Annotated in this window: 16 protein-coding genes and 1 pseudogene; 10 read left to right on the forward strand and 7 right to left on the reverse strand. The window is 67.4% G+C overall.

Translation table 11 applies throughout. The features are described from left to right. Positions 1-63: 63 nt before the first annotated feature. The 3 genes and pseudogenes from CQY20_RS35175 to CQY20_RS18985 all read right to left on the reverse strand — a co-directional run. Positions 64-270: pseudogene (locus CQY20_RS35175) on the reverse strand (leucine zipper domain-containing protein); the annotation flags it as partial. A 125-nt stretch (positions 271-395) separates the two neighbouring features. Then, positions 396-962, reverse strand: a complete 567-nt coding sequence (locus CQY20_RS18980) for a class I SAM-dependent methyltransferase (protein ID WP_097941636.1) — start codon at positions 960-962, stop codon at positions 396-398. 17 nt (positions 963-979) lie between these two features. Then, positions 980-1,738 (reverse strand): enoyl-CoA hydratase, encoded by a 759-nt coding sequence (locus tag CQY20_RS18985; RefSeq protein ID WP_097941637.1) that lies wholly within the window; start codon positions 1,736-1,738, stop codon positions 980-982. Positions 1,739-1,760: 22 nt separating this feature from the next. On the opposite strand from CQY20_RS18985, the gene CQY20_RS18990 reads away from it, so the two are divergent. Both CQY20_RS18990 and CQY20_RS18995 read left to right on the forward strand, forming a co-directional pair. Continuing rightward, entirely contained in the window at positions 1,761-2,030 is a 270-nt protein-coding gene (locus CQY20_RS18990; protein ID WP_097941638.1) for a DUF2277 domain-containing protein, read from the forward strand. Positions 2,031-2,041: 11 nt separating this feature from the next. Then, the gene (locus CQY20_RS18995; protein ID WP_097941695.1) at positions 2,042-2,590 is read left to right on the forward strand and encodes a DUF1802 family protein; all 549 of its coding nucleotides are present in this window, start codon (positions 2,042-2,044) and stop codon (positions 2,588-2,590) included. A gap of 107 nt (positions 2,591-2,697) precedes the next feature. Here CQY20_RS18995 and CQY20_RS19000 read toward each other — a convergent pair whose 3' ends face one another. Both CQY20_RS19000 and CQY20_RS19005 read right to left on the reverse strand, forming a co-directional pair. Further along, positions 2,698-4,329 (reverse strand): CocE/NonD family hydrolase, encoded by a 1,632-nt coding sequence (locus CQY20_RS19000; protein ID WP_234816313.1) that lies wholly within the window; start codon positions 4,327-4,329, stop codon positions 2,698-2,700. Continuing rightward, positions 4,326-4,931 (reverse strand): DUF3558 domain-containing protein, encoded by a 606-nt coding sequence (locus CQY20_RS19005; protein WP_097941639.1) that lies wholly within the window; start codon positions 4,929-4,931, stop codon positions 4,326-4,328. Before CQY20_RS19005 ends, CQY20_RS19000 begins: the two co-directional genes overlap by 4 nt. A gap of 130 nt (positions 4,932-5,061) precedes the next feature. Here CQY20_RS19005 and CQY20_RS19010 point away from each other — a divergent pair, with 130 nt between their 5' ends. From CQY20_RS19010 to truB, 3 genes are read left to right on the forward strand one after another with little or no spacing between them, the layout of a single operon-like run. After that, a complete protein-coding gene (locus tag CQY20_RS19010) occupies positions 5,062-6,006 on the forward strand; it encodes an ACP phosphodiesterase PptH (RefSeq protein WP_234816314.1) in 945 nt (314 codons plus the stop codon). Further along, positions 6,003-6,668, forward strand: a complete 666-nt coding sequence (gene pptT, locus CQY20_RS19015; RefSeq protein ID WP_097941640.1) for a 4'-phosphopantetheinyl transferase PptT — start codon at positions 6,003-6,005, stop codon at positions 6,666-6,668. Before CQY20_RS19010 ends, pptT begins: the two co-directional genes overlap by 4 nt. Further along, positions 6,665-7,555, forward strand: a complete 891-nt coding sequence (gene truB, locus CQY20_RS19020; RefSeq protein WP_165789275.1) for a tRNA pseudouridine(55) synthase TruB — start codon at positions 6,665-6,667, stop codon at positions 7,553-7,555. The genes pptT and truB overlap by 4 nt, the downstream gene beginning before the upstream one ends. Positions 7,556-7,575: 20 nt before the next feature. On the opposite strand, the gene CQY20_RS19025 is transcribed toward truB, so the two are convergent. After that, positions 7,576-9,027, reverse strand: a complete 1,452-nt coding sequence (locus CQY20_RS19025; RefSeq protein ID WP_097941641.1) for a PE-PPE domain-containing protein — start codon at positions 9,025-9,027, stop codon at positions 7,576-7,578. Between the two features lie 203 nt (positions 9,028-9,230). Between CQY20_RS19025 and CQY20_RS19030 the strand changes: the two genes are divergently transcribed. Then, positions 9,231-9,644, forward strand: a complete 414-nt coding sequence (locus CQY20_RS19030; protein WP_097941699.1) for a DUF6632 domain-containing protein — start codon at positions 9,231-9,233, stop codon at positions 9,642-9,644. On the opposite strand, the gene mntR is transcribed toward CQY20_RS19030, so the two are convergent. Continuing rightward, on the reverse strand, positions 9,641-10,345 hold the full coding sequence (gene mntR, locus CQY20_RS19035) for a manganese-binding transcriptional regulator MntR (RefSeq protein ID WP_097941642.1): 705 nt from the start codon (positions 10,343-10,345) through the stop codon (positions 9,641-9,643). The two genes, CQY20_RS19030 and mntR, sit on opposite strands and share 4 nt — an antisense overlap. A 106-nt stretch (positions 10,346-10,451) precedes the next feature. On the opposite strand from mntR, the gene CQY20_RS19040 reads away from it, so the two are divergent. The 4 genes from CQY20_RS19040 (at position 10,452) to CQY20_RS19055 (ending at position 15,741) form a co-directional block, all read left to right on the forward strand. Then, positions 10,452-11,426, forward strand: coding sequence for a bifunctional riboflavin kinase/FAD synthetase (locus CQY20_RS19040; protein ID WP_097941643.1), 975 nt, complete (start codon positions 10,452-10,454; stop codon positions 11,424-11,426). A gap of 126 nt (positions 11,427-11,552) precedes the next feature. After that, positions 11,553-11,822 (forward strand): 30S ribosomal protein S15, encoded by a 270-nt coding sequence (gene rpsO / locus CQY20_RS19045; protein WP_097941644.1) that lies wholly within the window; start codon positions 11,553-11,555, stop codon positions 11,820-11,822. A 324-nt stretch (positions 11,823-12,146) separates the two neighbouring features. Then, positions 12,147-14,408, forward strand: coding sequence for a polyribonucleotide nucleotidyltransferase (locus CQY20_RS19050; protein WP_097941645.1), 2,262 nt, complete (start codon positions 12,147-12,149; stop codon positions 14,406-14,408). Beyond that, complete coding sequence (locus CQY20_RS19055; protein ID WP_097941646.1) at positions 14,389-15,741, forward strand: M16 family metallopeptidase; 1,353 nt, start codon at positions 14,389-14,391, stop codon at positions 15,739-15,741. Before CQY20_RS19050 ends, CQY20_RS19055 begins: the two co-directional genes overlap by 20 nt. The last annotated feature ends 17 nt before the right edge of the window (positions 15,742-15,758 follow it).

The raw sequence follows: 15,758 nt of genomic DNA on the forward strand, positions 1-15,758 counted from the left end.
CAAGCATCCTCAGTAACGCGCCACGGTGGTCCCATCCCCCTGGCAATCAGGTGGTCCCATCACCCTGGCAAGCGACAGATGAGGCCGGCTGGACCGATCGCTCATCCCCGCCGAACCCATCGCCGCATACCGCATCGCCCACCGCTTAGCGGTCGGCCACGACACGTTGAACTGCTCGGCGGCCCGAACGACCGGCCAGCCCTCCTCAACAATCAAACGCGCGAGCAACAACCGCCCCTTGGGCGTCAAAACAGCATTACCGTGGACCACGAGGGTCTCCTGTTCGTCGAAGTGAAGTGGTAGCAGCTCCACTCCACGACAGGAGACCCTCACCAATCAACGACCGCTACAGCGCGTCGTCACACTTCCTCAACCAACCTGCCTGGGCAGTACAGCTAGCGCGCCACCCGAGCGATGAGGGCCCATCCGAACTCGTTGGTGCGCACGTTCACGTCGACGAATCCGGCGGCCGCCAGCCGGTCGGGGAGGGTGGCCGGGTCGACGGGGTTGTAGGTGTCGCCTTCGTGGTGGGCCTTGAGTTCGTCGCTGGCCAGGCTGTCGCTGGCCACCAGCGGTGCGCCGGGCCGCAACACCCGGGCGACCTCGGCGAACAGCCGGTCCTGCAGTTCGATCGTCGGGACGTGATGCAGCATCGTGAAGCACGCGGCGCCGGAGAACCGGTTGCCGGCGTACGGCAGCGCCGTCGCGTCGCCGTTGACGATCTCGACCGACGGCACGTCGGCGAACCGGTTGGTGAGCATCGCGGCCAGTTCGGCGTCGATCTCGACCGATGTCAGCCGCGGCACCGCCTTGCTGAGCACGTCGGTGGTGGCGCCATAGCCGGGCCCGACCTCGAGCACGTCGTCGCCGAGGTCGGTGCCGTTGAGCGCCCACGGCAGGATGACCTCGCATATCGTCTGCCGCCACTCGTCGCTGCCGCATTTCTCGTGTGCCTTGTTCACGCTGGCAGCCTAGGCGCTCAGCGGACTTGGGCGCGGCCCCGCTGGATCACGGCGTCGCGGTTGGCGGCGATGTCGTCACCGCTGGCGCTGCTCATCCACTCGCGTGCCGCCGCCGCCTCCAGCCACAGCCCTTCATTGGTCTGCGCCTCATCGATGCGGTGATATGACGCCAGCAGCGCCCGCACGGCCTTCTGGTTGTTGCCGACGATGGACGCCGCGACCCGCCGCGCGGCGGGCAGCAGGTCCTCGTGCGGCACGACCTCGGTGACCAGGCCGGCCCGCAGGGCCTCGTCCGCCGAGAGGTAGTCGCCGGTCAGGCTCATGCGGCGGGCCATACCGACGCCGACCTTCTGCGGCAACCGCACCGACAGACCCCACGTCGGCAGCAGCCCGACCCTGGCGTGCGTGTCGGCGAATCGGGCCCGATCGGACGCGATCAGGATGTCGCAGTACAGCGCCAGTTCCAGCCCGCCGGTGACGGCCGCGCCGTTGATGGCGCCGATCACGGGCTTGGTCATCGGCGGCCACTTCGGTGAGATGTCGGGCAACTCCGTCGAATCGCCGAGTTCCTTGAGGTCAAGGCCCGCGCAGAACACCGGGTCGGCGCCGGTGAGGATCACCACGTCGACGGCGTCGTCGGCCTCGGCCTCGCGCAGCGCCGCGAAGAACCGCTTGCGCAGCGCAGTCGACAACGCGTTGCGTGATTGCGGCCGGTTCAGTGTCAAGGTGCGCACCCGGTCTTCTGTTTCGATGAGCAGCACGTCGTCGTTGGTCATGGGCTGAACCTATCGTGGAGGCATGTGCCGAAACATCACGGAGCTTCGCGGCCTGGAACCGGCGGCCACCCCCGAGGAGATCGAGGCCGCGGCCCGGCAATACGTCCGCAAGGTCAGCGGGGTCACCCGGCCGTCGGCGACCAACGTGGACGCGTTCGAGACCGCGGTCGCGGAGGTCACGGCGACCACGACGCGGTTGCTGGCCGCTTTGCCGCCGCGAAAGCAGCCGCCCAAGACCGTGCCGCCGTTGCGTCGCCCGGAGGTGCGGGCCAGGATCGCGCGCACAGGGTGACGGCGCAGACGTTGACCCAGCCCGCGCTCAAGGAGTGGAGCGCGGCGGTGCACGCCATGCTCGACGGCCGCCAGACCGTGCTGCTGCGCAAGGGCGGCATTCATGAGAAGAGGTTCAGCCTCGACGCATCGCATTTCCTGTTCTTCCCGACGGTGGCGCACAGCCACGCCGAGCGGGTGCGGCCAGAGCACCGCGACCTCCTCGAGCCCGCCGCCGTCGACAGCACCGAAACCGAGATCGTCTTGAGGGCAGGCGCGAAAGTCGTTGCCGCCGTTGAGGTCAACCGGCCGGAGAATCTCGAAGACATTGCGCCTCTGCACATCTGGACATCGGAATCCGTGCAGAAGGACAGGCTGGACTTTCGGCCCAAGCATCGGCTGACCGTCCTGGTGGTTCAGGTCAGCCCGCTCGCCGCGCCCGAACGCCTGCGCCGCGCACCGGAATACGCGGGCTGCACCAGCTGGGTGCCGCTGCCCGTCAACCCGATGTGGGGCACCCCGGTGCACGACGACGCGACGCTGCGTGACATCACCGCGCGCGTACGTGAATCAGTGGGCTGACACGCGTCGGAAGACCTACGACACGCCGAACGTGAATCCTCAGCGAGTTTCTGCCCGGTTTTTCGCAAAGGCTTCACGCTCGGCGGCCGGGGTGGCCGTCCAGTGGGCTAAGGCAGCCGAGGTGCGGCGGGAAGTCGCAACCGGGAGGCGCCGTCGCCGAGATGCACCGTGTGCGTGGCCGGCTGCAGCCGCCTGCCGGTGCGCAGCGGCTCGCCGGTACCCAGATTGCGGGCGAACCGCGGATGCGATCCGCCTGCCACCAGCACCCGTATCCGCGAGCCCGCCCGAAATCGGTGCGCAACGGCGTCGAGTTCGATCACGACCGTCCCGGAATCGGCTGCCCCGCACCGGTATCCGTCGCTGACGTTGCGCGAGCGGCCTTTGGTGTCGACCTCGCTGACCCGGACGAACAGGTCGTTGTGCGGGTTGTCGCAGGAGTGCGACAGCTCGACGACCGGGTTGCCGACCACATAGAGGTCCTGAGCCAGCGCGTCACCGGTGAAGGTGAGCACATCGCGGCGTTCGGACAGCTTGGAGTCGACGCGATATCCGCCCTCGGGGGCCAGCAGGCGGCCCCCGATCGTCGGCGTCGGATCGGCGGGGTCGTAGGTGAATGTCGACGCCGGAGCGGTGTCGGGCGGAACCGCATCACCGAGGCGACCGCCCGGCTGCAGGTAACGCACCTGCTCAGGCATCGCCGGCGGCCATTCGTCGAGATCCACCCAACCGTCGTTGTGGACGTGGATGCGCACCGGTGCCCGGTGTGCGCGACGGCTGTTGCCGAGGTGGGTGTCCAACCAGGCCAGCGACTCGCGCAGCACGGTCGGCGCGGCTTTCGCCGACAGATCGCTGTGGGTCCACGAGCCGACGGTGATGGCGACCGGTACGCCGCGGCGCCGCAAGTGCTCGTACTGCACCAGCGTCTGGTCGATGAAGATGTCCTGCCACCCGGTGAGCAACAGCACTGGAACCTCGGCGCGCTCGAGCGCTTCGGTCAGTTTGACCGGCGCCCAGTACGGATCGTCGGGGCTTGGATGCTCCAGCCACGTTTCGAACCACCGCGCGCGGTCGCCGAGCAGGGTTCGCGCCGCGTCACCGACGGGCAGCCCAGCCGTCGCGCGCGCCAGCCTCCGGCGTATGCGCAACATCCGCACGATGTTGCGCATGCGGCCTGGATCCTCTTGATAACCCACCGCATAACTCCACCCGAGGAGATCGTGGAGCCCGAATGAGCTTGTGCCCCAGCGTGGTCCGCTGACGTCGTGCGGACCGACGACGATGACAGCCGCAGCCATCTCCGGCGGCGGATCCGCCAGCAGCGCCCACTGGGTGAAGCCGAGATACGACGGTCCGATCGTGCTGAAAGAGCCGGTGAACCAAGGTTGTTCACGCAGCCACCTGGCGGTGTCGGCGCCGTCGGCGGCTTCGTTGACGAACGGGTCGAACTCGCCGCCGGAGCCGAACGTGCCGCGAACGCTCTGGATGATCACGTGGTAGCCGCGCGCGGCGAACACGCCGCCGAACAACACCGACACCGGATATCCGCGGCCGTAGGGGCCGCGAATCAGAAGCGTGCCGGCCGGATTCGGCGTTGCAGGCCGGTAATGATCGGCGACCAGTTCGACGCCGTCGCGCATCGGAACCCGCACATTACGCGCGACGTCGTAGTCGGTGGTGCGCCGCGGAAGGCGCAGGATGCGGTCGGCGGCGCGGCCGATGACCCGGGTCGGCGAGCTCACTCGTTGGCCGGATCCCCTTCGTACTTGTAGTACGGCGCCAGTTCGTGGGCGCGCTGCAGGTTGGTCTGCATGCAGTCGACGTCGTCGGCCGTATAGATCGGCGAGTAGAACAGCGACTGCTGGATCACCCCGTAGTCGGCCTTGAACGCGATCGCGCACGTGATCCACCACCGGTTGTTCCAGTCCGTCGGCTTCATCACCCAGAACTGGGCCGCGCGGTGGCCGTCGATGTCCAACTCGACCGCGTCGGGCGGCAGGCTCTCCTCGTAGGTGCGCCAGACGAAGGCTTCGACCGCCATCTGGTAGTTGCCCGCGTCGTAGTGGCAGCGCAGGTTGTTCTCGGGCTCGGGCGGGGTGAAGGCCAGGCCGATGCCCTGAATCACGTCGAGGGGGATGTCGCGGCACGGGTCGAACGGGTCGGGGTCGACGGTCTCGATCACCGGCCACTTGATCGTCGTCGTTGCCTGGGGCCACGGCGCCGCGGTCGAGCGCAATTCGACCGGGTCGGCGGCCGGTACCGTCAGCGCACCGCTCTGCAGCACCAGGATCACCGCCGTCACCAGCGCGGAGAACGCTGCGAACAGCCGGAACCTGGTGGCCATGAATCCCCCTCGCGCTCGTCGGCCCTTGCGGGGACTATACAAGTCGGCGGCCCGCGGCCGAACAGGTAACGAGAACATGTTCTAGTTGCCCGGAGGGGCAGCCCTCTGCGCGCAAGTAATCTGGTCGGTTGTGGCGACACTCTGGGCGATCAGCGACCTGCACACGGGTCACACCGGCAACAAGCCGGTCACCGAGTCGTTGCATCCGTCGTCTCCCGACGATTGGCTGATCGTCGCGGGCGACGTGGCCGAACGCACCGACGAGATCCGCTGGGCGCTCGACCTGCTGCGCAAGCGCTTCGCGAAGGTCATCTGGGTGCCGGGCAATCACGAACTGTGGACCACGAACAAGGACCCGGTGCAGGTATTCGGCCGGGCGCGCTACGACTACCTGGTCAACATGTGCGACGAGATGGGTGTGATCACCCCCGAGCACCCGTATCCGGTGTGGACCGACGCGGGCGGGCCGGCCACGATCGTGCCGATGTTCCTGCTCTACGACTACTCGTTCCTGCCCACGGGCGCCGCGACCAAGGCCGAGGGCCTGGCCATCGCCAAGGACCGCAACGTGGTGGCCACCGACGAGTTCGTGCTGTCCAACGAGCCGTACGCGACGAAGGACGCGTGGTGCCGCGACCGGGTGAGCGTCACCCGCAAGCGGCTCGACGAGCTGGACTGGGTGACGCCGACGGTGCTGGTCAATCACTTCCCGCTGGTGCGCGAACCCTGCGAGGCGCTTTTCTACCCGGAGTTCTCGCTGTGGTGCGGCACCACGGCGACCGCCGACTGGCACACCCGCTACAACGCCGTCTGCTCGGTGTACGGACACCTGCACATCCCGCGCACGACCTGGTACGACGGCGTGCGGTTCGAGGAGGTGTCGGTTGGCTACCCGCGCGAGTGGCGGCGCCGTAAGCCGTACCGCTGGCTGCGCCAGGTGCTTCCCGATCCGCTGTATCCGCCCGGCTATCTCAACGAGTTCGGTGGGCACTTCGAGATCACGCAGGAGATGCGGGTGAACGCGCAGAAGATCCAGGAGCGCATCGCCAACCGGCAGGCAACGCGGTCGCGATGACGGACGCCGCCCTGCTCACCGAGGTGCTGCCGGACAAGGTCGTCACCGCCGAGCTCTACACCGACCCGCCGGGGCTGGCGCCGCTGCCCGAGGAGGAGCCGCTGATCGCCAGGTCGGTGGCCAAGCGCCGCAACGAGTTCATCACGGTGCGCTATTGCGCCCGATTGGCGCTCGAGGAGCTCGGTGTGCCGCCGACACCGATCCTGAAGGGGGAGAAGGGCGAACCGTGCTGGCCCGACGGCGTCGTCGGCAGCCTCACCCACACCGAGGGGTTCCGCGGCGCGGCAGTCGGTCGCCACGAGGCGGTGCGGTCGATCGGCATCGACGCCGAACCGCACGACGTGCTGCCCAACGGGGTGCTCGACGCGATCAGCCTGCCCGCCGAACGCGCCGAACTGCGAGCCCTGCCCGACGGCCTGCATTGGGACCGAATCCTGTTCTGCGCCAAGGAGGCGACGTACAAGGCGTGGTTCCCGCTCACCCGGCGCTGGCTCGGGTTCGAGGACGCCCACATCGTCTTCGACGTCGACGGCGACGGCACTGGGAGCTTCGAGTCGCGCATCCTGATCGACCCCGCCGCGCTGGACGGCCCGCCGCTGACCACGCTGCGCGGCCGCTGGTCGGTGCGCAACGGGCTGGCGCTGACGGCGATCGCGCTGTGACGAACCCGCCACGCCCCGGCCTGGTCATCGTCGACAAGCCGACGGGAATGACCAGCCACGACGTCGTCGGCCGGTGCAGGCGGATCTTCAAGACCCGCAAGGTCGGTCACGCCGGCACGCTCGATCCGATGGCCACCGGCGTCCTGGTGGTCGGCATCGAGCGGGCCACCAAGATCCTCGGGCTGCTGACCGCGACCGACAAGTCGTATGCGGCGACCATCCGGCTGGGCCAGACGACGAGCACTGAGGACGCCGACGGCGAAGTGCTGCAGACGGTTTCGGCGGCACACCTCACAGACGCGGCCATCGAAGCCGCCGCGGCCGACCTGCGCGGTGAGATCGCGCAGATCCCGTCGGCGGTCAGCGCCGTCAAGGTCGGCGGCAAGCGGGCCTACCGGTTGGCCCGCGAAGGTCAGGCCGTCGAGCTGGCCGCCAGGCCCGTGCGGATCGACCGCTTCGACGTGCTGGCCCTCCGGCGCATCGATGATCTGATCGACGTCGATGTCGAAGTCGACTGCTCGAGCGGGACCTACATCCGCGCGCTGGCGCGCGACATCGGCGCCGCCCTGGGCGTCGGTGGACACCTGACCGCGTTGCGGCGCACTCGCGTCGGCCGCTTCGGGCTCGACCAGGCGCGCACACTCGGCGCCCTGGCCGAGGAACCGCGGCTGTCCTACACGCTCGACGAGGCCTGTCTGTTGGCGTTCCCGCGGCGCGACCTGTCCGCCGACGAGGCCGAATCCGCCCGCCACGGCAGGCGATTGAGCCCGGCGGGCATCGACGGTGTGTATGCGGCGGTTTCTCCGGACGGACACGTCATCGCGTTGCTGCGCGACGAGGCCGACGCGACGAAATCCGTTGTGGTCGTCCGGCCGGCGACGCTGTAAGCCGCTGGCGCGGCAGACAACTAGTCGGGTTCTGTTGCGGGGGATCGAGACCCATCTTCGCGGGCGTTGTCTGTGCCGTGGGTTTTGTTCACACTCAATGCCTTCTTGATGCTGTGGGTCACGTCGGCGACGGCCTTCTTGATGCCACTGCGCACATTGGTGACCGCATCTCGCAACGGTGTGGGCCGCGTTCGGTTCGCGGAAGAGGGCGTCGGATCGTGGGTGCGTCCTTCGGACAGCGCGGTGACGCCGCCGTTGTCGTCCACCGATTCGCCGACGGACTGGTTGGTCTGCAAATCGGCGCCCTCGATGACGTCTGTATCCGTCGACACCGCAGCGGGTTTGACCGGTGCCTGCGGTTGGATGAGCGCGCGGGCGTTGTCGAATCCTTCTGAGATCGCGTCGGCGAAGTTGCCAGCGGCAGCGGCTGGGTCGACGCGGGGGATCAGCCGTGCTGGGGTCGGCTTCCATGGCTCGATGCTGCGGTCATATCCGAGTTCGACGACCTCGCGGAAGAACGGCTCCACGACGTCGATCAACGGCTCGGGTACACCTGCAGTGCGCAACGGCCCGAACAACGGCAGGTCCGGGCTGTCGAACAAGTAGTAGCTGGTGTCCCCGTACTCGCCCTGGTACGCCGGTGATTTCGTGGGGTCATCGGCGGGAAGGCTCACGTCGAAGCCGTACATGTGTACATAGACGACTCCCAGCACCGCGTTCACGTCGGCGATGAAATTGAGCGGGTACAGCGGGAAGTCGGCGAAGCCGTCGTACTTTCGGTTGATCTCGACCGTGTCGAACTGGGTGTTGGTCGGGGCAGAGCCGTTCAGGGTCAGATTGACAATCGGGATGTACAAATTCGGAAAGCGGGCAGCAAGGCCACCATTGGGCAGGTTGGGATCACCGCCAAGGACGAAGTCGATGTCAGGGGCTGTTGTCCCCTCTGGGTACTCCTGCGCGAGCCGTCGCTTCACGACGTTCGCCGCACCCGTGCCCTGCGACTGTCCATAGATGATCAAATGCTTGTTCGGATGGCTGGCGATCGCGTCCTCCAGATCGTTGGCACCCACCTCCAAGGACACATCCGCGGTGAGATCGAAGAGCCCCGACAGTTTCCACAACGGCTCGTCCGGCCAGGCCGGGCCATCAAGCCCGAATATCTCCGAAGGGCCAAGGGCGAGCCCAAGGACGCGGAAAAAACCCGTGATGGGCCAAAATTCCTGTGGGGCCGTCACCGCGGTGTATTCGATGTAGCCCGGATGCGTTGGGGCGATGAACTGATTCTTGACGGACTCGAGCCAAGAAGCGTCGGGTGTCGGAACCGTGGTCCCGCCCAGGATCAGAGCGCAGGTCACCTCGGTGTCCGAACACGGCTCGCGCTCTGCGGACGCCGTCGACACCGGAGCCGCCGCGAATCCCACCCCCAGCGCGACCGCCAATGCGCCGATACGACCGATGTGCTTGCCGCTCATGACCCGTCCTCCACCCTCGGTCCCGGCGAACGACGACCATCGTGTTCTGTGTCCAGTTCCGTGATGGAAATGCTCAATGGCGACAGTGCCGGCACACGCAGTAGTGCAGCACTGCGATTTCGCCGATTTCAGCGCAGATCGACCGAAGTGAACCCGCAAGGCTCACAATCCGTGTGAAGGCCGACAACGATCGGAGGCCGCCCATGACAACCCCGTACAGACTCCTGCAAGTGGCGTTGGTGGTCTTCGGCGCCGTGGCCCTGCTGCTCTATCCGCTGGCGGTCGTCTGGCCGTCGGGGTGGGCGTGGCATGCCGGCGCACCGCATGAGTCGCAGTACTTCATGATGATCGTCGGCCTCTACGTCACCATCGGCGTCTTCTTGATCAACGCCGCGCGCAAGCCCGAGGCCAACCTGAGCTTCATCTGGTTCGTCGTCTGGTCATCGGTCGTGCACGCGGTCATCATGGCGGTGCAGTCGTTCGGCCACGGACACCACATGGGCCATCTGCTGGGTGATGTCCCGGCGCTTCTCATCGTCGCCGTCGTGCTGGCCGTTCTGGTCAAAGCCGCCGACCTCAAGCCAGCCGGCGAATACCGGAGCCGACAGCCGAGCTAACCGACCACCCAGATCGCCTCGGCCGCAGGGCTGCCGAGATCGACCGTGGTGCCCGGGTCGTCCTCCTCGGCCCCGGCGGACTTGATCGCCACCGAGATCATGCCCGCGAAGTCGCGGCGGGCCAGCACCATCAGCCGGGAGTCCAGCGTGATGCCGACGCTGTCGAAGTAGCGCAGCATCTCCGGGTCGGCATCGGAGATGCGGGCGACCGTGCCGGTGTCGCCGTCCTCGCACACCGACAGCTGCCGCGCATCGGGTGTCGGCACGTGTCCATCGGCGGCAGGAATCGGATCGCCGTGCGGGTCGCGCTTGGGGTAGCCCAGCTTGGCGTCGATGCGGTCCAGCATCCGGTCGGAGACGGCATGCTCGAGCACCTCGGCCTCGTCATGCACCTCGTCCCAGCTGTAGCCGAGCACGCGAACCAGGAACGTCTCCATCAACCGGTGCCTGCGCACCATCGCCAGGGCGGCCCTGCGACCGGCGTCGGTCAGCGTCACCGCCCCGTACTTCTCGTGGTTGACCAGCCCCTGATCGGCGAGCTTGCGGATGGACTCCGATGCGGTGCTGGCCGAGACGCCGATCCGTTCGGCGAGCATCTTGGTGCTCACCTTCTCCAGCGACCACTCCTGGGCCGTCCAGATCACCTTCAGGTAATCCTGAGCGACCGCGGTCAGGTCGCGCGGGTTACCGTTCGGGTTCACAACTACGAAGTTTAGGCAATGGTTATCTGATCTGGTTGTCTGAACACGGTTGTCTGAACACGGGGAGTGAAGCACCGCGTTGCCCCCGCGCCGTAGGCTTGCCACTGTGCAGCGCTGGCGGGGCCAGGACGAGATTCCTACGGACTGGGGCAGATGCGTCATCACGATCGGCGTGTTCGACGGGGTGCACCGCGGACACGCCGAGCTGATCCAGCACGCGGTGAAAGCGGGCAGGTCCCGCGGTGTGCCGACGGTGCTGATGACGTTCGACCCGCACCCGATGGAGGTCGTGTTCCCCGGCAGCCATCCCGCGCAGCTGACGACGCTGACCCGCCGCGCCGAGCTGGTCGAGGAGCTCGGCATCGACGTCTTCCTGGTCATGCCGTTCACCGCGGACTTCATGAAGCTCACGCCGGAGCGCTACATCCACGAGTTGCTGGTGGAACGGCTGCACGTCCTCGAGGTGGTGGTCGGCGAGAACTTCACCTTCGGCAAGAAGGCGGCCGGAAACGTCGACCTGCTGCGCAAGGCGGGGGAGCGGTTCGGCTTTGCGGTGGAGAGCGTGTCGCTGGTGGCCGAGCACCACAACGACGAGACCGTCACCTTCTCCTCGACCTACATCCGCTCCTGCGTCGATGCCGGCGACGTCGTCGCGGCCGCCGAGGCGCTGGGCCGGCCGCACCGGGTGGAAGGGGTCGTGGTCCGAGGCGACGGCCGCGGCCGGGTGCTGGGTTATCCGACCGCCAACGTCGCGCCGCCGATGTATTCGGCGATTCCCGCCGACGGGGTGTACGCCGCCTGGTTCACCGTGCTGGGCCACGGCCCGGTGATGGGCACCGTGGTGCCGGGCGAGCGGTACCAGGCGGCCGTCTCCATCGGCACGAATCCGACGTTCTCGGGGCGCACCCGCACGGTCGAGGCGTTCGTCCTCGACACCGAGGCCGACCTGTACGGCCAGCACGTCGCGCTGGACTTCGTCGCGCGCATCCGCGGCCAGGAGCGCTTCGAGTCGGTCGACGACCTGGTCAAGGCCATGGGCGCCGACATCGAACGGGCCCGCGACATCCTGACCGCCCAGTGACGCCGGCCTAAGCGATTCGTCCCGCAGCCTGGCCCGCTGCTAAACTCCCTGACGACCCAGCGTGGACTGCAGTTCGCGGCGGCCACGCCTAAGAAGACTCGCGGACCGATTGATGGAGATTGATTCGTGGCGCTCACTGCCGAACAGAAAAAAGAGATTCTGAACGAATATGGCCTGCACGAGACCGACACCGGCTCGCCGGAGGCCCAGGTTGCTCTGCTCACCAGGCGCATCGCCGACCTGACCGAGCACCTCAAGGTGCACAAGCACGATCACCACTCGCGGCGCGGACTGCTGCTGCTCGTGGGTCGTCGGCGGCGGCTGCTCAAGTACGTCGCCCAGGTCGATGTGGAGCGCTATCGCTCCCTGATCGAGCGTCTCGGCCTGCGCCGCTGACCCGTCTCACGATGTCGGCCGCGGCTTCGCTGCGGTGTAACATGGGTGCGTTCGACAGCCGTCGGAGCCGCAGCGCGGTATCCGATCCGGACCTGAACGTCATAGGTGCGGTTCTCGCAGTCCGCGTGCACCGTTCCTGCGCGTCCCTGGCGGACCCCGCCTGATCGGGCGGTCTTCGGTAGTGGCTGCCGGGGCAAGTTTCCGGCCGCTTCGATCGACGGCCGTAGCCGCATCAAGGCCCGTGGTCTGACAGGCTGCTCAGCGTTATGAGCGTGACGACGCAAAACAGCTGAATAAGACCCAAGAGAGGGCTCACGGACACATATGTCTGTTGCAGAAATTGAGGACGGCGTTTACGAATCGACCGCCGTCATCGACAACGGAAGCTTCGGCAAGCGCACCATCCGCTTCGAGACCGGCCGCCTTGCCCAGCAGGCCGCCGGTTCGGCCGTCGCTTACCTTGACGACGAAACCATGCTCTTGTCGGCGACCACCGCCAGCAAGACACCCAAGGAACACTTCGACTTCTTCCCGTTGACGGTCGACGTCGAGGAGCGCATGTATGCCGCCGGGCGTATCCCCGGCTCGTTCTTCCGCCGGGAGGGGCGTCCCTCCACCGACGCCATCCTGACGTGCCGGCTGATCGACCGCCCGCTGCGCCCGTCGTTCGTCGACGGCCTGCGCAACGAGATCCAGGTCGTGGTGACGGTGCTGTCGCTGGACCCCAACGACCTGTACGACGTATTGGCGATCAACGCCGCATCGGCGTCCACCCAGCTGGCCGGCCTGCCGTTCTCCGGTCCCGTCGGCGGTGTGCGCGTCGCGTTGATCGACGGCACCTGGGTCGCGTTCCCGACCGTCGAGCAGTTGGAGCGCGCGGTGTTCGACATGGTGGTCGCGGGCCGCGTCGTCGGTGACGACGCCGACGACGTCGCGATCATGATGGTCGAGGCCGAGGCCACCGAGAACGTCATCGAGCTGATCGAAGGCGGCGCGCAGTCGCCGACCGAATCCGTTGTGGCCGAAGGCCTTGAGGCCGCCAAGCCGTTTATCCGCGTGGTGTGCGAGGCGCAGCAGGCGCTGGCCGATCGCGCTGCCAAGGAGACCGCCGAGTATCCGCTGTTCCCGGAGTACGGCGACGACGTGTACTACGCGGTGTCTTCGGTGGCCACCGACGCGCTGTCGGAGGCGTTGACGATCGCAGGCAAGACCGAGCGCAACGAGCGCACCGACGAGATCAAGGCCGAGGTGCTCGAGCGGCTGGCCGAGCAGTTCGCCGGCCGCGAGAAGGAGATCGGCGCTGCGTTCCGTGCGCTGACCAAGAAGCTTGTGCGGCAACGCATTTTGACCGACCACTTCCGCATCGACGGCCGCGGCGTTACCGACATCCGCGCGTTGTCGGCCGAGGTGGCCGTGGTGCCGCGGGCACACGGCAGCGCGCTGTTCGAGCGCGGCGAGACCCAGATCCTGGGCATCACCACGCTGGACATGATGAAGATGGCCCAGCAGATCGACTCGCTGGGACCGGAAACCAGCAAGCGCTACATGCACCACTACAACTTCCCGCCGTATTCGACCGGTGAGACCGGCCGCGTCGGTTCGCCCAAGCGCCGCGAGATCGGCCACGGCGCACTGGCCGAGCGGGCGCTGGTGCCGGTGCTGCCCAGCGTCGAGGAGTTCCCGTACGCGATCCGGCAGGTTTCCGAGGCGCTCGGCTCCAACGGGTCGACCTCGATGGGTTCGGTGTGCGCATCGACGCTGGCGCTGCTGAATGCGGGTGTTCCGCTGAAGGCGCCGGTCGCGGGCATCGCGATGGGTCTGGTGTCCGACGACGTCGAGCTCGAAGACGGCACCACCGAGCGCCGTTTCGTCGCGCTGACCGACATCCTCGGCGCCGAAGACGCGTTCGGCGACATGGACTTCAAGGTGGCAGGCACCAAGGACTTCGTCACCGCGCTGCAGCTGGACACCAAGCTCGACGGCATCCCGTCGCAGGTGCTGGCCGGTGCGCTGGCGCAGGCCAAGGACGCCAGGCTGACCATCCTTGAGGTGATGGCCGAGGCCATCGACGGCCCCGACGAGATGAGCCCGTACGCGCCGCGCGTCACCGCGATCAAGGTGCCCGTCGACAAGATCGGCGAGGTTATCGGCCCCAAGGGCAAGATCATCAACGCGATCACCGAGGAGACCGGCGCGCAGATCTCGATCGAGGACGACGGCACCGTGTTCGTCGGCGCGACCGACGGGCCGTCGGCGCAGGCCGCGATCGACAAGATCAACGCCATCGCCAACCCGCAGCTGCCGAAGGTCGGCGAGCGGTTCCTCGGAACCATCGTCAAGACAACCGATTTCGGTGCATTCGTGTCGCTGCTGCCGGGTCGTGACGGGCTGGTGCACATCTCCAAGCTCGGCCGCGGCAAGCGCATCGGCAAGGTCGAAGACGTGGTCAGCGTCGGCGACAAGCTGCGCGTGGAAATCGCCGACATCGACAACCGAGGAAAGATTTCGCTCGTCCTGGTTCCGGAAGACGAGGCTGACGACGCCTCCTCTGCTGATAAGCCGGTCGATGCCACGACAAGCAACTAACCGAAAGGCGGGCCTTCGCCGGGTCCGCCGCGGAAACGAGTCCGCAGAACAGTCCACTGTCCGCCGCACCACCCTTCCGGGTGGCTTGCGGGTGGTCACCGAATACATCCCGTCGGTGCGCTCGGCGTCCGTCGGGGTGTGGGTCGGCGTCGGGTCGCGCGACGAAGGTCCCAGCGTTGCAGGCGCGGCCCATTTCCTGGAACACCTTTTGTTCAAGGCCACCCCGACGCGCACCGCGGTGGAGATCGCTCAAGCGGTCGACGCGGTGGGCGGTGAACTGAACGCCTTCACGGCCCGCGAGCACACCTGCTACTACGCGCACGTGCTCGACTCCGATCTGGAGCTGGCGATCGACCTGGTCGCCGACGTGGTGCTGCGCGGCGTGTGTGCACCGGAGGACGTCGAACTCGAACGCGCGGTCGTGCTGGAAGAGATCGCCATGCGTGACGACGACCCCGAGGACACCCTCGGCGACGTCTTCCTGTCGGCGGTGTTCGGCCCGCATCCGGTGGGTCGGCCCGTAATCGGCAGCGCCGCTTCGGTTTCGGCGATGACCCGCGACCAGCTGCACTCGTTTCACGTCCGGCGCTACACACCTGAGCGGATGGTCGTCGCGGTTGCGGGCAACGTCGACCACCTCGAGGTGGTGGGCATGGTGCGCGAGTACTTCGGCAGGCATCTGGTGCGCAGCCGCACCGCGGTGCCGCCGCGCAAGGGCACCGGCAGGGTGACCGGGCGGCCGTCGCTGGAAGTGGTCAACCGGGATGCCGAGCAGACCCACATGTCGCTCGGCGTGCGGGTACCGGGCAGGCATTGGAAGCAGCGCTGGACACTGTCGGTGCTCAACACCGCGCTCGGCGGCGGGCTCAGTTCCCGGCTGTTCCAACAGGTTCGCGAATCCCGCGGTCTGGCCTACTCGGTGTACTCGACCGTCGACACGTTCTCCGACAGCGGCGCGCTGTCGGTGTATGCCGCATGCCTGCCCGAGCGCTTCCCCGAAGTGGCCCGAGTGACCACCGACGTACTGGAGGCGGTGGCCCGCGACGGGATCACCGAGGCGGAGTGCCGGATCGCCAAGGGCTCGCTGCGCGGCGGGCTGGTGCTGGGGCTTGAGGACTCCGGCTCCAGGATGAACCGGCTCGGCCGCAACGAGTTGAACTACGGCGAGCATCGCAGCATCGACGACACGCTGGCGATGATCGACGCGGTCACCCTGGAGGAAGTCAACGCGGTGGCCCGGCGGATGCTGAACAGGCCGTTCGGCGCCGCGGTGCTGGGGCCGTACCGGACCAAACGGTCGTTGCCGCAGCGGCTTCGGGCCATCGCGGGCTGATCGGTAGCGTGGGGGCC

Source organism: Mycolicibacterium agri (genome assembly GCF_002553505.1).
GTDB classification, from domain to species: domain Bacteria; phylum Actinomycetota; class Actinomycetes; order Mycobacteriales; family Mycobacteriaceae; genus Mycobacterium; species Mycobacterium agri.

Coding starts and splice junctions, on each gene's coding strand:
- CQY20_RS18990 (WP_097941638.1), top strand. CDS start 1,761: ATGTGCCGAAACATCACGGAGCTTCGCGGCCTGGAACCGGCGGCCACC.
- CQY20_RS19055 (WP_097941646.1), top strand. CDS start 14,389: ATGCCACGACAAGCAACTAACCGAAAGGCGGGCCTTCGCCGGGTCCGC.
- CQY20_RS19050 (WP_097941645.1), top strand. CDS start 12,147: ATGTCTGTTGCAGAAATTGAGGACGGCGTTTACGAATCGACCGCCGTC.
- CQY20_RS19025 (WP_097941641.1), bottom strand. CDS start 9,027: ATGAGCGGCAAGCACATCGGTCGTATCGGCGCATTGGCGGTCGCGCTG.
- CQY20_RS19030 (WP_097941699.1), top strand. CDS start 9,231: ATGACAACCCCGTACAGACTCCTGCAAGTGGCGTTGGTGGTCTTCGGC.
- CQY20_RS18985 (WP_097941637.1), bottom strand. CDS start 1,738: ATGACCAACGACGACGTGCTGCTCATCGAAACAGAAGACCGGGTGCGC.
- CQY20_RS19005 (WP_097941639.1), bottom strand. CDS start 4,931: ATGGCCACCAGGTTCCGGCTGTTCGCAGCGTTCTCCGCGCTGGTGACG.
- pptT (WP_097941640.1), top strand. CDS start 6,003: ATGACGGACGCCGCCCTGCTCACCGAGGTGCTGCCGGACAAGGTCGTC.